The 14,258-nt window shown below is 74.7% G+C and carries 10 protein-coding genes; 5 read left to right on the top strand and 5 right to left on the bottom strand.

Annotated elements, in window-relative coordinates; genetic code table 11:
* The first annotated feature begins 4 nt into the window (after positions 1-4).
* Positions 5-1,495 (top strand): phosphotransferase, encoded by a 1,491-nt coding sequence (locus VFJ94_RS13910; RefSeq protein ID WP_325004819.1) that lies wholly within the window; start codon positions 5-7, stop codon positions 1,493-1,495.
* Between the two features lie 48 nt (positions 1,496-1,543).
* Here VFJ94_RS13910 and VFJ94_RS13905 read toward each other — a convergent pair whose 3' ends face one another.
* From VFJ94_RS13905 to moeB, 4 genes are read right to left on the bottom strand one after another with little or no spacing between them, the layout of a single operon-like run.
* Positions 1,544-4,921 (bottom strand): ATP-dependent DNA helicase, encoded by a 3,378-nt coding sequence (locus tag VFJ94_RS13905; RefSeq protein ID WP_325004818.1) that lies wholly within the window; start codon positions 4,919-4,921, stop codon positions 1,544-1,546.
* Positions 4,918-8,085: an ATP-dependent DNA helicase gene (locus VFJ94_RS13900; protein ID WP_325004817.1), complete on the bottom strand. Its 3,168-nt coding sequence runs from the start codon at positions 8,083-8,085 to the stop codon at positions 4,918-4,920. Before VFJ94_RS13900 ends, VFJ94_RS13905 begins: the two co-directional genes overlap by 4 nt.
* A 52-nt stretch (positions 8,086-8,137) precedes the next feature.
* The gene (locus VFJ94_RS13895) at positions 8,138-8,857 is read right to left on the bottom strand and encodes an MGMT family protein (RefSeq protein WP_325004816.1); all 720 of its coding nucleotides are present in this window, start codon (positions 8,855-8,857) and stop codon (positions 8,138-8,140) included.
* Complete coding sequence (gene moeB, locus VFJ94_RS13890; RefSeq protein ID WP_325004815.1) at positions 8,858-10,036, bottom strand: molybdopterin-synthase adenylyltransferase MoeB; 1,179 nt, start codon at positions 10,034-10,036, stop codon at positions 8,858-8,860. It abuts the gene before it with no gap.
* 80 nt (positions 10,037-10,116) lie between these two features.
* On the opposite strand from moeB, the gene VFJ94_RS13885 reads away from it, so the two are divergent.
* The 3 genes from VFJ94_RS13885 (at position 10,117) to VFJ94_RS13875 (ending at position 11,482) form a co-directional block, all read left to right on the top strand.
* On the top strand, positions 10,117-10,785 hold the full coding sequence (locus tag VFJ94_RS13885; RefSeq protein WP_325004814.1) for a TetR/AcrR family transcriptional regulator: 669 nt from the start codon (positions 10,117-10,119) through the stop codon (positions 10,783-10,785).
* Positions 10,786-10,824: 39 nt separating this feature from the next.
* Positions 10,825-11,046, top strand: coding sequence for a DUF3107 domain-containing protein (locus tag VFJ94_RS13880; RefSeq protein WP_325004813.1), 222 nt, complete (start codon positions 10,825-10,827; stop codon positions 11,044-11,046).
* 166 nt (positions 11,047-11,212) lie between these two features.
* Entirely contained in the window at positions 11,213-11,482 is a 270-nt protein-coding gene (locus tag VFJ94_RS13875; protein ID WP_325004812.1) for a GlsB/YeaQ/YmgE family stress response membrane protein, read from the top strand.
* Between the two features lie 111 nt (positions 11,483-11,593).
* Here VFJ94_RS13875 and VFJ94_RS13870 read toward each other — a convergent pair whose 3' ends face one another.
* A complete protein-coding gene (locus VFJ94_RS13870) occupies positions 11,594-12,307 on the bottom strand; it encodes a ferritin-like fold-containing protein (protein WP_325004811.1) in 714 nt (237 codons plus the stop codon).
* 260 nt (positions 12,308-12,567) lie between these two features.
* Here VFJ94_RS13870 and VFJ94_RS13865 point away from each other — a divergent pair, with 260 nt between their 5' ends.
* On the top strand, positions 12,568-14,172 hold the full coding sequence (locus tag VFJ94_RS13865) for a DEAD/DEAH box helicase (protein WP_325004810.1): 1,605 nt from the start codon (positions 12,568-12,570) through the stop codon (positions 14,170-14,172).
* The last annotated feature ends 86 nt before the right edge of the window (positions 14,173-14,258 follow it).

Genomic DNA, 14,258 nt, shown 5'->3' with positions numbered 1-14,258 from the left:
ACGGGTGACCCGCAGCCCCCTCTTCCTGGCCGCCCTCGCGAGCTCGGCGGTGCCGGGCCTCGATCCCGCCTTCGTCGCCGGAGTCCCCGTCGGGCCGGCCGACCTCTACGAGGTCGCCCACATCAAGGACAGCCAGGACCGGCGCTGGGTCATCAAGGCGCCCCGCACCCAGGCCGCCGGCGCCATGCTGGAGGGCATCACGGCGCTGTCGACGCTCGTCGGCCGCCGCCTCGACGTGGCCATCCCCATGGTGCGGGGACACGTCGTCGTCCCCGAGGGCCGGGCCGTGGTCTACCTCCGGGTGCCGGGGCGTCCCCTCGACTTCGCCCGGCTCCCGCAGGGCCCGGGCCTCGCCGGCGAGGTGGGCCGCACCCTCGCCCACGTGCACAACGTCGACATCACGCTCATGGAGGAGGCGGACCGGCCCGTCTACGACGCCGAGACCCATCGCTCACGTCGGCTCACCGAGCTCGATCGGGCCGCGGCGACCGGACACGTGCCGACGGGGCTGCTCGCCCGGTGGGAACGCTCGCTCGAGGACGTGTCGCTGTGGCGGTTCGCGCCGACGACGGTGCACGGCACCTTCACCGGGGACAACGTGCTCGCCACGTTCGACGACGACTCGGATGCCTCGACGGGTCGCGTGCGCGGACTGCTGGCATGGGAGCAGTCCCGGGTGGCCGATCCCGCTGACGACCTCGCCGCGCTCGTCACGCAGGCCACCCCCGCCGCCCTCGATGCGGTGCTCGAGGCCTACGCCCAGTCGCGGGTCGAGCGCCCCGACCCCAACCTGCTCACCCGCGGCCGCCTGGCGGCCGAGATGTCCCTCGTCACCCGCCTCCTTAGCGCCCTGTCGGCGGGTGAGCTGACCGTCGTGGAGCGGGTCGCGGACCAGCTTCGGGCGCTCGACGAGCGGACCTACGTCGAGGAGGAGCGTCGGGCCCGGGACGTGGCCGCCAGGCGGGCCCGCGAGGCAGCCGACCGCGCGCGGCGCGGGGCCGGGGCGGACCAGCACCCGGAGCCGGACCGGCAGGCGGAGCCTGACGGGCAGGCGGTGCCTGCCGGGCAGGCGGAGCCTGCCGGACAGGCGGACGGACAGGCGGGCCGGCAGCCGGCGCCCGTCACCAGCGTCGTGGCCGCCGTCCCCACGCCAGCCGACGACGCCACCCAGCCGCACGAGCCGTTCCCGAGCCGGCGGCCGGAGCCGGAGTCCGGGGATGCCGACCCGGGTGGGACGGTGCCGTCCGTCGAGAGGGGCGCCGCGGTGCCAGCCGGCGAGAGCGACGACGCCGTCGAGTCCGGCGAGACCGTCGACACGGCCCCGACCGTCGACACGGCTCCGACAGGGCCGGCGCCGGTGGAGTTCGAGGAGGGCGACGACTCCCTCGAGCAGGCGGAGCCCGGAGCCACGAACGGAGTCGTCGACCTGCACGAGGGCGCCTCGGTCTTCGTGCCCGTGACGCCGCCGCCGGGCGGAGCCGCTCGAGGAGCGTGAGGGCTCCTCGGGCCGGCGCTCCGGGAGCCGCGTCAGCCGGGAGCCGCGTCAGCCGGGCACCGCTCCGAGCAGCTGGACGAGCTGCTCCTCGTCCGGCACCGGCGGCCGCACCGTGACGCCGTCGGCGGCGTAGTAGAACGCCGCGTCCACCCGGCCCGGGTCGACGCCACGCAAGCGGGCGTAGGCGACGGCATACGCCCCCAGCTGCAGGGCGCGGACGGCAGCCTCCCGCCCGGTCGGGGGGGCGCCGGTCTTCCAGTCGACGACGGTCCACCCTCCGTCGTCGCGGGGGAAGACGGCGTCGATCCGTCCGCGGACCGCGATGCCGTCGACGACCGTCTCGACGGCGAGCTCGATCTCCTCGGGCACGCGGTCGGCCCACTCACTCGCGAGGAAGAGACGCTTCATTTGCGTCAGGGCCGAGGCACCGGCGGGCTCCTCGTCGGCGCTTCCCGGCAGCTCGAGGAGGTCCACGATCGAGGCCCGCGCGTAGTGCTCCTCAACCCAGGCGTGGAAGGCGGTCCCCTGCCGGGCGGCGACGCCCGGCGGACTCGGCATGGGCCGACGCAGGCCCATGGCGAAGACCTCGGCGTCCCGCGCCAGGGCCACGACCGAGGAAGCCGACAGGTGTCGCGGCACGTGGACCACGGGCACAGCGGGGGTCCGCCGTGCCGCCCGCTCGGCGAGGAGGAGGCGCAGGTCGTCGTGGCGCGGGTCGCCCGGTCGTGACGGTGACCCACCCGCCGCGGCCCGCTCCACGAGCCGGTCGACAGCCTCCTGCAGCCGGACCCGTCGGCTCGCCATCGGGTCGTGCGGCCACGACGCGCAGACCGGCTCGGCGAGGAAGGGGTTGCTCGGCGCGACGAGCTTGCCCTTCGGGCCCGCCACCGGGTCGGGGCGGTCGGCCCACGCGGACTGCGTCACGCGCTCGGCCAGCGCGTGGACCAGCTCGGTGAGGAACCGCGACGGTGCGCAGAGGCTCTTGCGCGTGGCGCCCCAGAAATGGGTCGACAGGAGCAGCTCGGACCGCGCCCGGGTGAAGGCGACGTAGGCCAGGCGTCGCTCCTCCGCGATGGCGTGTGCTCCGCCCGCGGCTGCGAACGCCTCGATCTGCCGGCCGAGCGCCTTGCGGTCCGCGGCCCCACGCCAGTCGAGGAAGGGCAGCCCGTCGCGGTCCCCGCGAAGGTCGTAGGGGACCGCGTCGATCCCGGTCAGCCACCCCTTGTCGGTGGGCGTGCCGGTCAGCTGCCACTCGTCGTCGACGAGGCCCACCGCCGACGCGGAGTGGTCGGGGAACACCGACTCGACGAGGGCCGGGACCGCGACGACGTCCCACTCCAGGCCCTTGGCCGCGTGGACCGTGAGGACCTGCACGGCGTCGCTGTCCGTCTCGACGTGGCCGACGTCGAGCCCGCGCTCCTGCTCCCGGGCGGCGTCGAGCCAGGAGAGGAAGCCCGCGAGCGTGGGCCGGTCGGCGCTCGCGGCATAGCGCGACGCGACGTCGGCGAACGCGTCGAGGTGCACTCGAGCCGTGGAGTCGGTGTGCTCCGGCCGGGACAGCACCTCCACGTCGAGCCCCAGGGCCCGCTCAGCCTCCGCCACGAGATCCACCAGCGGCAGGGCGGTGAGGTGCCGCAGGGAGCGCACGACCGCGGCGAGTGCGGCGAGCCGGTCGCGCGCCGTGGGACTGAGCCGAGCCCCCGACCGGGCCACCCAGCCCGGCGGTGGCAGCTCGTCGAGCGCCTCGACGAGCGTCGCCTCGTCGACGCTGTCCGCCGCGAGGTCCTCGACCGGTCGCGGCGTGTACACGAGGTGGGCGCCCTCGGACGGCGCGGCGTCGGCGCCCACGTCGAGCGGCAGGGCCTCCTGCGTGGGGCGCGGCCGCCCGTCGCGCCACGGACGGCTGTGCAGCTCGCGAGCCCAGGCCCACAGGCCGTCGAGGTCGGCCGGTCCCAGCCGGGCCACCGGACCGGCGAGCAGGCGCAGCAGGCGGTCGCCGCGGCTCGGGTCCTGCACGACCCAGAGCGCGGACACGAGGTCGCCCACCTCCGGGGTCAGGAGCAACCCGCCGAGTCCGACCACCTCGATGGGCAGGCCCTGCTCCCGCAGAGCCTCGATGGCGAGCGGGAAGTGGGCACGTCGCCGGCAGAGGAGCGCCGCCGAACGGCCGGTGCGGCGCCCGCTCGGGCTGCGCCATCGCGCGGCGATCCACTGGGCGGCGTGGCGCATCTCGTCCTCGACGGACAGGGCCCGGGCGACGGTGAGGGCGCCCCGACCGGCCCCGGGCCGGGCGGTCAGCGGCTCGACGTGGGCCGCCCGAAGGGGGCCCACCGTGACGTTGGCCGCGTCGAGGATGACCTCGTCGTTGCGCCAGCTCGTGGACAGGGGCAGGACGTCGGCCGGGCCGGCCGCGTCGGTGAACTCGTCGGGGAAGCGGGCCAGCGTCGTCGCGCTCGCCCCTCGCCAGCCGTAGATCGACTGGTTGGGATCGCCGACTGCCGTGAGCGTGACGGCGTCGGCGCCGCCGCCGAAGAGGGACCGCAGCAGCACGAGCTGGGCCTCGGAGGTGTCCTGGAACTCGTCGAGCAGGACGGCGCGGAACCGCTGCCGCTCGACGGCGCCGACGTGTGGCGTGGCGGCGGCGAGCCGGGCGGCGAGGGCCATCTGGTCGGCGAAGTCCAGGGAGTCGCGCGACCGCTTCAGCTCGAGGTAGCGCCGGACGATGGGCAGGACCGCCCGCCGCTCCCCCAGCGCCTGCAGGAGGTCTCGCACCGGCGTGAGCGAGCCCGTGCCCTCCCCGTCGGGCAGGGCGGCGACCGTGCCGAGGACCTCGTCGAGGTATGCCGTGACGTCGTCCGGGGTGAGCAGGTGCTCGGCCATCTCGCCGGCCAACGACATGACGCCACCGATGACCGTCGACTCCGCCTTGACGACCCCGCCCATCGGCCCGTCGTAACGGGCGACCGCCTCGGCCGCCAGCTGCCACGCCCCCGCCTCCGTGAGCAGCCGGAACTCGGGCTCGATGCCGAGCCGGAGCGCGTGCTCGCGCACGAGGCGGCCGGCATACGCGTGGTAGGTCGACACGGTCGGGGTGCCGCCGAGCACCTCGGCACCGGTGCCGTCGTCGGTCGGTGGGGTCCACAGGCCGACCCGGACCAGGCTGCGCAGCCGCTGCGCGATGCGTTGCGCGAGCTCGGACGCCGCCTTGCGGGTGAAGGTGAGGCCAAGGACCTGGTCGGGCTCGACGAACCCGTTGGCCACCAGCCAGATGACGCGGGCGGCCATGGTCTCGGTCTTGCCGGAGCCGGCACCCGCGACGACGAGCAGTGGTCGGGGGCCGGCCTCGATGACCGCCTGCTGCTCCGCGGTGGGGGCGGGTTTGCCGAGCGCGCGGGCGATGTCGAGCGCCGAGAAGCGGGGGCTCACAGCGCGTCCCCCTCGCGCTGCAGCGGGCAGCAGCCCTTGACGGCACAGGTCGCGCACCAGCTGCCGGACGCGGCCCGGAAGGTCGCCGCTCCCATCCCGTCCGCGGTGGCCTCAACGAGCCGACGAGCCCAGTCGGGGTCGTCCGAGCCCTTCAGCGCAGGCTGTTCCTGGACCGCAGCCCTTCGACCGGTCAGGCCGGCTCCCCGGCCGATCTGGGCCAGGGCCGCGCCGGCCGAGCCGGTGCCGAGGTCGGGAAACGCACCGGACTCCACGGCGACCTGGTAGGCGCCGAGCTGCCCGTGCTCGCCGATGTCGGCCGCCGCTGGCTTGCCGGCGCCGGTCTTGAGGTCGACGACCCGGAGGCGGCCGGCGGCGTCGCGCTCGATGCGATCGACCCGCCCGGCCAGGCGGGCCCGGCCCACCGGCGCCTCGAAGTCCACCTCGACCGCGGCCAGCTCCCACCCGTCGGCACGTGCCTGGCATCGGTAGTCGACGAACCGGGCGACCATGTCGTGCGCCTCGGCGCGTTTGCGCTCCGTCACCCAGCCGGGCGGCAGGCCGAGCTGTCCCCACCTCCGGTCGACCTCCGCGGTCAGCGTCTCGAGGTCGGCGTCGGGGTGCTCGGCGACGACGTCGTGGACCATGGTGCCGATGCTGGCCGGTCCCAGCGACGGACCGCCGCCGCCCACGGCCGTGAGAAACCACGACAGCGAGCACTGCGAGAACCGCTCCACCTTGGACGGCGAGACCGTGACGGACTCGCCGTCCGGCCGGACCGGTCGCTCGTCGGACAGCTGTCGCAGGGCCCACCACGAGGCGGGGTCCGCCCCCGCCACTCCGGCCCGCGCCGCTACCGCGAGCAGCTCCACAGCCGCTCGCGAGACCGTCGGGTCGGGGCTCACGGCCTCGCGGCGGAGCCGGCCCACCAGCCCGGGCAGGGTCATCGGGCTGCCGACCTCGGTGTGCGGCCGCACTTCCTCGGCCACACCGCCGTCGGCGTCGGAGGGCGGATCGACGAGGTCCAGGTAGACGGAGGGCTGCTCGTCCTCGTTGCCCACGGCCGTCACGACCAGCCGCTCGGTGCTCCTGGTCACGGCGACGTGGAAGAGCCGCGTCTCGTCGTAGCGCACGGCCGCCTGGGCCGCCCGCAGGCTCCGCGGGCGCCCGGTCACGACGTCGACGAGCTCCTCCGAGCCGAGGACGGAGCCACGCAGCCGCAGGTCCGGCCACACGCCCTCCTGGACGCCGGCCACGACGACGACCCGCCACTGACGTCCCGCGGCGCTCTGTGGGGTGAGCAGCTCGACGCGGGGCCCGCTCTGGGACCGGGCGAGGAGCGTGTCACCGGGCACGTCCTGCCCGGTCACGTGGTCGAGGAACTGGTCGGGGCCCGCCTGCGGCAGGCGGTCGACGAACGCCGCCGCGGCGTCGAAGAGGCCGAGGACGGCGTCGAGGTCGCGGTCGGCGCGCTCGGCTCCAGGACCGCCCGCGAGCGCGGTGCGCCGCCAGGGCTCCGCGACGCCGGCCGCATCCCAGATCGCCCACAGCACCACCTCGGCGGTGACGCCTGCGCACCACGTGCCGTTCTCGGTGAGCCCGGCCGCCTGCACGCCTGCCTCGAGGGCGGTGGCGACCCGGGCGGCGGCGCGTCCGCAGCTCCCGAGCAGCCGCGCGCGCTGGGGCTGGCGCAGCAGCTCGGCGAGCAGCTCGTCGCTCGAGCGGTGGCCTCCGGACTCGAGCTCCTCGCGGCGCAGCAGCCGTCGGAGTCGTCGCAGCGACACGGCATCCGCGCCGCCGACCGGTGAGACGAGCAGGTCCGCGGCGCGGACGGGGTCGATGAGGTGGCGCCGGCCGGTGAACTCGGCTCGGGCGATGACGAGGGCCTCCTCGAACAGCGCGACCAGTGGCCGCACGGCGGGCTCGTCACGGACCGGCGTCTCCGTGGTCGCGCTGGCGACGGGCACTCCGGCGTTGACGAGCAGCCGCCGCAGCGTCGTGGCCCGCCCCGAGCCACGGACGATGACGGCCATGTCGTCCCACGGCACCCCGTCGACCAGCGCGGCCCGCCGCAGGAGCGAGCCGATGGCGCCGGCCTCCTGCGCCGCCGAACGGAAGAGGCCGACGTCGACGACGCCGCCCTCCCGGACGGCCGTCGCACCGCGCTGTGCGCCACCGCCGAGCGCGCCGATGTGCCGCGCCACGCGGTGCCCCACGTCGGCGATCCGGGACGGCAGCCGGTGGCTGCTGTCGAGCACGACCGTGGGCCCGGGCCCGAGGGCGGACCACCCGTGGGCGAGGAAGCCCGGGTCGGCGCCGCGAAAGGTCTGCACGGCGCTGTCGGGGTCCCCCAGGAGGACCACCCGCAGGCCGGCCGCCGCCACGACGCGCAGCAGCCGGGCCGCCGCGGAGGTCAGCTCCTGGGCGTCGTCGACGACGACGAGGCGCAGCCGGTCGCGCAGGCGGTCCAGCGCGGCCGGGTCGTCCTCGAGACGGTCGGCGGTGGCGGTGAGCACCCAGGCCGGGTCGTAGGAGCCGTGCCGCGAGAAGGCCGTGACCGCGTCGTACTCCCGGAGCACGTGCGCGGCGGCCACCCACTCGGGTCGCCCGTGCCCGAGCCCGAGGGCCGCGAGCTCGTCGGGCCCCTGGCCGTGCTCGACGGCGCGCATGAGCAGGTCGCGCAGCTCGTTGCGGAAGCCACGGGTGCCGAGCGCGGCCCGCACCGGCTCGGGCCACTCGGGCCCGGGCGCGTCGCCCGCGGCATGGCCGGCGAGCAGGTCGCGCAGGATGAGGTCCTGCTCGGGTCCGCCCACCAGGCGCGGGAGCGGCTCGCCGGCCAGCGCCGCCTCCGCCCGGAGCACGCCGAAGCCGAACGCCTGCCACGTGCGGGCGAGCGGCTGCGTCGACGTCGCGGCCAGCCGGGCGGTGACCCGCTCGCGCTGCCGGGCCGCCTCGGCGCGGGTGGACGCGAGGAGCAGGCACGCGTCGGCCCGCGCACCTCGCCGGACCGCCTCGGCCACGAGCTCGACCGCCAGCGTCGACTTGCCGGTCCCCGGTCCGCCGAGGACACGCAGGAGCGGCCCGTCGGCGTCGACCGCGGCCCGCTGGGCGGCGGTGAGCTCGACCGGTGCGCCCACCCGGGCTGGTGCACGTCGGAGGATGACCACGCGCCGATTCCATCACGGGGCGCCGACACCGCCCCGCACCCGGCGCCCCTCGTCACCCGGCCACGAGCTCGACCTCGAAGCCCTCCCCGCTCTCGAGGTAGGCCGCCCAGCGACCCGGCCCACCGGCATACGGATGCTGCTCGGGGAACATCAGGGTCCACCCGTGCTCCGCGCACTCCTCGACGAGCTGCGTGACGGCCTGCCGGGAGCCACCGTGGAACGCGAGGTGGTTGACGCCGGCGCGGCGCCGCTCGTGGCGGCCGGGCAGGACGTCGGGACCCGCCTCGAGGACCACGTAGAGGCTGCCCAGCTCCCACGCCTGCCCATGCCCCCAGTCGTCGCCCAGCCGGTATCCCAGCCGGCCGAGCAGCCACCCCCACTCGCGACCGGCCGTGGCGATGTCCTCGACCCATACCTCGACGTGGTGCAGCGTTCCCGGCACGGCCTCGGCGTCGCCGCCGGTCGCCTCGCCCGACCACCGCGCCCTCGCCATGTCCGCACGACTGCCGTCGACGAGCCCGCGCGCGAGCGGCGTGCCCTCGGCGCGCCAGTGCTCGACCGCCTCACGCTCGAGTCCCGGCGGTGGCCTGCCGTCGGCGCGGATGACCCGCCACCACGGGGCGCCCGAGCCGTATCGGCGAAGGACCGTCCCGACCATGCGCGCACCGCCCTCCCCCAGCCGTCGCGCCACGTCCCCGTAGGCGAGCACGCGCCCGGGAGGGATGAGCCGGACGAGGTCGAGGACGCGCTCGGCATACTCCTCCGACGGCATTCAGTACTCGGACTGTGAGGGGTCGATCTCCCGGATCCAGGCGAGGACGCCGCCGTCGACGCTGGCGACGTCGGTGAAGCCCGCTGCCAGGGCGAGGCGCGTCGCCTCGGCGGAACGACCACCGACCTTGCAGTGGATGAGGATCCGACGGTTGCGTGGCAGGGCGGCGAAGGCGGCGCCGGACCGGAAGTCGTCGAGGTGGATCGGCACCGCCCCCGGGATCCGCGCGATCCGCCGCTCCTCCTCCCCCCGGACGTCCACGAGCAGGGGCGGCTCGCCCGACGACATGGCTGCGGCGGTCTCCTGCACCGTGGCGGTGGGGACTGCGTCGGCGTCCGCGGCGGACCGGCTTGGTATGCCGCAGAACTCGAGGTAGTCGACCAGCTCGGTGATGGTGCGGTCCGCGCCGCAGACCGGGCAGGCGGGGTCCGCTCGGACCGTGAGCGTGTCCCACGTCTGGCGCAGCGCGTCGTGCACGAGGAGCCGACCGGTCAGCGGCTCACCGATGCCGAGCAGCAGCTTGATGGCCTCGGTCGACTGCACTGATCCGATTGCGGCGCAGAGGACCCCGAGGACCCCACCCTCGGCGCAGCTCGGCACCGACCCCGGCGGTGGGGGGTCGGGGAAGACGCAGCGGTAGCACGGTCCGTGCCCGGCCCACCACACCGACACCTGTCCGTCGAAGCGGAGGATCGACCCCCACACGTGCGGTTTGCCGAGCAGCACGCAGGCGTCGTTGAGCAGGTAGCGCGTGGGGAAGTTGTCGGTGCCGTCGACGACGACGTCGTAGCCGCCGAGGACGTCGAGGGCGTTCGTGGAGTCGAGCCGGATGTCGTGGCGCACGACCGTCACGTGCGGGTTGACCCGGCGCACCGCCTCCTCAGCCGACTCCGTCTTGGGCCTGCCGATGTCGGCGTCGGTGTGGATGACCTGACGGTGCAGGTTGGTCAGCTCGACAACGTCCGCGTCCACCACGCCGATCGTGCCGATCCCCGCGGCGGCGAGGTAGAGCAGGGCCGGTGAGCCGAGCCCCCCGGCCCCGACCACGAGCACCCGCGCGGCGGCCAGGCGCTCCTGCCCCTCGAGCCCCACCCCGGGGATGAGGACGTGGCGCGCGTAGCGGGTCACCTCCTCGCGGCTGAGCGACCGGCGCTCGGTGACGAGTGCGCTCGAGGGCATGGCCCCACCGTACTGCTCGGTAGAGTGACGGGGACACCTCGGGCCCAGCGACGAGGCCGGCCCGACGCGGAAGGATGCGCATGCCCGACGACACCATCGCCCCGGCTCGCGGCCAGCGGCTGCCGCGCCCGGAGCGCCGTGCGCAGCTGCTCGAGGCGGCCCTCGCCGTCTTCGTCGAGAACGGCTACCACCAGGCCGCCATGGACGACATCGCGGCCCGTGCCGGCGTCTCCAAACCCGTTCTCTACCAGCACTTTCCGGGCAAGCTCGAGCTCTACCTCGCGCTCATCGACCGGCATGCCGGCGAGCTGGAGCAGCTCGTCCGCGACGCGCTGTCGCTCGCGGACGACAAGACGCGGGTCAGCACCATGGTGCGCGCCTACTTCGACTTCGTCGCCCGCGACGGCGCGGCCTTCCGGCTCATCTTCGAGTCCGACCTCGCCAACGAGCCGGCCGTCCGGCGCCGGCTCGACCAGATCGTCCTCACGTGCGCCGAGGCGATGGCCGACATCATCCGGAGCCAGACGTCGCTGAACCAGCAGGAGGCGGTGCTCGTGGCGGTCGGGTTCGTCGGACTCGCGCAGACCTCGGCCCGCCACTGGCTGGCCGCCGGGTCGGGCATCTCCAAGGAGACGGCCACCCGGATCACGGGGGCGCTCATCCGCCGGGGCATCGGCGCCTTTCCCGCCCTCGAGCGGGAGGCACACGGCGGCGCGGACCGTGAGTCCGTCGTCACCGGCGCCGGTTAGGGTGGCGTCGAGTTCACCATTTCGAGGAGAGGAAACCCCGTGGAGGTCCGCATCGGCGTGCAGCACGTGGCACGCGAGATCAGCTTCGAGACGACGCTCTCGGCGGACGAGGTGGTCGAGGCGGTCCGCGCCGCTCGCGCCTCCGACGTGCTCGAGCTGCGCGACGAGCGCGGGGGACGGGTGATCGTCCCGAGCGGGTCCATCGGCTACGTCACGACAGGGTCCGAGAAGAAGGGCGGCGTGGGGTTCGGGGCGGTGTGACGGGCAGACTCCGAGCGGGCTCACAAAGCGGGCGATTGTTGCGGTTTCGTCACACCGGTCCCATGGGTTACCCGCTCGCCTGACGGGGTACGGGGGAGGTGGACGAGGACCGGCCCGAGCCGGTCCACCAGCGCCCGACCCCGGGCTCAAAGGAGGAGCACCCCCCATGGTTCAGACCATCCTCATGGCTCTCGTGGCCGGAGCCATCGTCGGCCCACTCGCTCGGCTCGTCCTTCCGGGCCGCCAGTCGATCAGCTTGGCGATGACGGTCATCCTCGGCGCCATCGGCTCGCTCATCGGCGCCTACCTCTACAAGCTCGCCACCGGCACGACGGACACGAAGGGCATCGACTGGATCGCGGGACTCATCGGAGTCCTCGTGGCGGCCGCCCTCATCCTCATCTACGGGGCGATGACCGGCCGCCGCCAGACCTGACCCCCCAAGATTGCCGTCCCACCGAGCGGGGCTCGACCGTCCAACGGTCGGGCCCTGCTCTTGTCCCGGCGGCATACGGGCTGATCCGTGGCCGTATGCCGCCGGGCTCGGTCAGGAGGCCAGTCCCAGCCGCTCCATGCGGCGGGTGTGCTCGTCCGTCAGTCGAACGAACATCCGGCCGAGCTCCGCGAGGTCGGCGCCGGCCCGGCCGGGCGTCCCGACGAGCAGGCCCGCGAGCGCGTCCCGCTCGACGCCCACCCGCTGCGCTTGGGTGATCGCCTCGCCGACGAGCCGCCGCCCCCACAGCGCAAGTCGCCCCGCGATGCGGGGGTCGGCCTCGATCGCCTCCCTCACGACGCCCACGACGAAGTCCGCCTGGCCGTTGTCCTCGAGCACCCGGTGGACGAGCTCTCGGGTGTCCGCGTCGACATAGGCGGCGACCTCCCGGTAGAAGTCCTGGGCGATGCCCTCACCGACGTAGGCCTTGACGAGGCTCTCGAGCCAGGTCGAGGCGGTCGTGCGTTCGTGGAAGCCGTCCACCGCGGCGACGAACGGCTGCATCGCGTCCTCCGGCTCCACCCCGAGGGAGCGGAGCCGCTCGGCCAGCGCCGTGTAGCGGCCCAGCTCGTGCGCGGCGAGCCGAGCAAGCTCGGAGCGGTGCCGCAGCGTCGGCGCGAGCTCCGAGTCACGGGCCAGCTGGCTGAAGGCCCGCAGCTGCCCGTAGGCGAGGCCCCCGAGCAGCTCGGTGACCGCCTCGAGGTATGCCGGGTCGCTCGGCCCGTCGGTAGCCTCGCGCTGCTCGGCCGCGTGGGGCGTCTCAGTCATGCCGCCAATGTAGCGGCGACCGCCACGGCCTCGGCCCGCCCTGCCCGGGAGCCGCGTTGGACGGTCGGTAGGCCGGCAGCGGGTAGACTCGGGCTGACAACCCGGTGCCCGGTCGGCACGATGGTTCTTCCCGGGGCTCCCAGCGGGCCCGGTGGCGGACGTGGTCAGCGCAAACCCTCTCACGACACCTCCCGATCGGCCCGCAACGAGACACTGAGCTCCCGCGACGGCGGGGTGCTCGTGCTGATCGAGAGATGCCCATGACGCAGACCACCACCGAAGCCGACGCCCAGCCAGCGACCCAGGCGCCGGCACTCGCCTTCGCCGACTTCGACATCCATCCCGAGATCGTCGCCTCCCTGGGCGACGCCGGCATCGTGTCGCCCTTCCCCATCCAGGCCATGACGCTCCCCGTGGCGCTCGCCGGTCACGACATCATCGGGCAGGCCAAGACCGGCACGGGCAAGACGCTCGGCTTCGGCGTGCCGATGCTGCACCGCACCGTCGCCCCCGGCGACCCGGCATACGAGACCCTGCCGAAGCCCGGCAAGCCCCAGGCCCTCGCCGTCGCGCCGACCCGCGAGCTCGCGGTCCAGGTGTCCACCGACCTCCAGCGTGCCGGCAAGCGCCGCGGCATCCGCGTCCTCACCGTCTATGGGGGTCGCGCTTACGAGCCCCAGATCGAGGCGCTGCGAACCGGTGTCGAGGTCGTCGTCGGCACGCCCGGGCGGCTTCTCGACCTGGCCAAGCAGGGGCACCTCGACCTGTCGGCGGCCACGACCGTCGTGCTCGACGAGGCCGACGAGATGCTCGACCTCGGCTTCCTGCCCGACGTCGAGAAGCTCATGTCGCTCACGTCGCCGACCCGTCAGACGATGCTCTTCTCGGCCACCATGCCGGGCGCCATCGTCGCGCTCGCCCGGCGCTACATGCGGCAGCCCACGCACATCCGCGCCATGGGCGAGGACAACGAGAACGCCCACACGGTCAAGGCGGTCGAGCAGTTCGTCTACCGCGCCCACGCCATGGACAAGGTCGAGATGCTCGCCCGCATCCTCCAGGCGAGCGGCCGGGGCCTCACGATCATCTTCAGCCGCACGAAGCGGACCGCCGCGAAGGTGGCCGACGATCTGACCGCCCGTGGCTTCGCGGCCGCCGCCATCCACGGTGACCTCGGGCAGGGCGCCCGGGAGCAGGCGCTGCGTGCCTTCCGCAACGGCAAGATCGACGTCCTCGTCGCCACCGACGTCGCGGCCCGCGGCATCGACGTCGAGAACGTCACCCACGTGATCAACTTCCAGTGCCCCGAGGACGAGAAGACCTACGTGCACCGGATCGGGCGCACGGCCCGGGCCGGTAACACGGGCGTGGCCATCACCTTCGTCGACTGGGACGACCTGCACCGGTGGGCCATGGTCAACAAGGCGCTCGACCTCGGCATCCCCGAGCCGCTCGAGACCTACTCCTCGTCGGAGCACCTCTACACCGACCTCGACATCCCGGCCGACGTCACCGGCGTGCTGGCCAGGTCCGAGCGCACCCGCGAGGGGCTCGGCGCCGAGGAGATCGAGGACCTCGGCGAGACCGGCAAGCGGGTCAGCCGCACGCCCGACCGCTCGGGTCGGCGTGTGGGCGGCGGGCACGCGGCTCGTGGGCAGGACCGGGCCGAGACTTCGGGCGCGGACGCCGGGACCGGCGACGTGCGGCCCCGGCGCAGCCGCAACCGCCGACGCACCCGTGGCGGAGCGGAGCTTTCCACCGCCACCGAGGAGGCCGGCGCGATGGCTGACACTGCGCCCGCCGGCGGGTCTCCGACGCCGCGACGCCGACGGCGGCGCAGCCCCGCCGCACCGACCGCAGACTGACCTAACCCCCGCACCCCCAGGTCGAGTGGCCACTTCCGCACGCCGGCACCCCCACCCCCCCGGTCGAGTGGCCACTTCCGCACGCC

The sequence above is a fragment of the Intrasporangium sp. genome (genome assembly GCF_035688975.1).
Lineage (GTDB): Bacteria > Actinomycetota > Actinomycetes > Actinomycetales > Dermatophilaceae > CALMNV01.
Note: the sequence above shows the minus strand (reverse complement) of the source record. Positions and strands in the feature narration are given on the sequence as shown.

Bases quoted from the DNA above. Each gene is read 5' to 3' on its own strand.
- VFJ94_RS13895 (WP_325004816.1), bottom strand. From the start codon at position 8,857: ATGCCGTCGGAGGAGTATGCCGAGCGCGTCCTCGACCTCGTCCGGCTC.
- moeB (WP_325004815.1), bottom strand. From the start codon at position 10,036: ATGCCCTCGAGCGCACTCGTCACCGAGCGCCGGTCGCTCAGCCGCGAG.
- VFJ94_RS13885 (WP_325004814.1), top strand. From the start codon at position 10,117: ATGCCCGACGACACCATCGCCCCGGCTCGCGGCCAGCGGCTGCCGCGC.
- VFJ94_RS13875 (WP_325004812.1), top strand. From the start codon at position 11,213: ATGGTTCAGACCATCCTCATGGCTCTCGTGGCCGGAGCCATCGTCGGC.
- VFJ94_RS13870 (WP_325004811.1), bottom strand. From the start codon at position 12,307: ATGACTGAGACGCCCCACGCGGCCGAGCAGCGCGAGGCTACCGACGGG.
- VFJ94_RS13865 (WP_325004810.1), top strand. From the start codon at position 12,568: ATGACGCAGACCACCACCGAAGCCGACGCCCAGCCAGCGACCCAGGCG.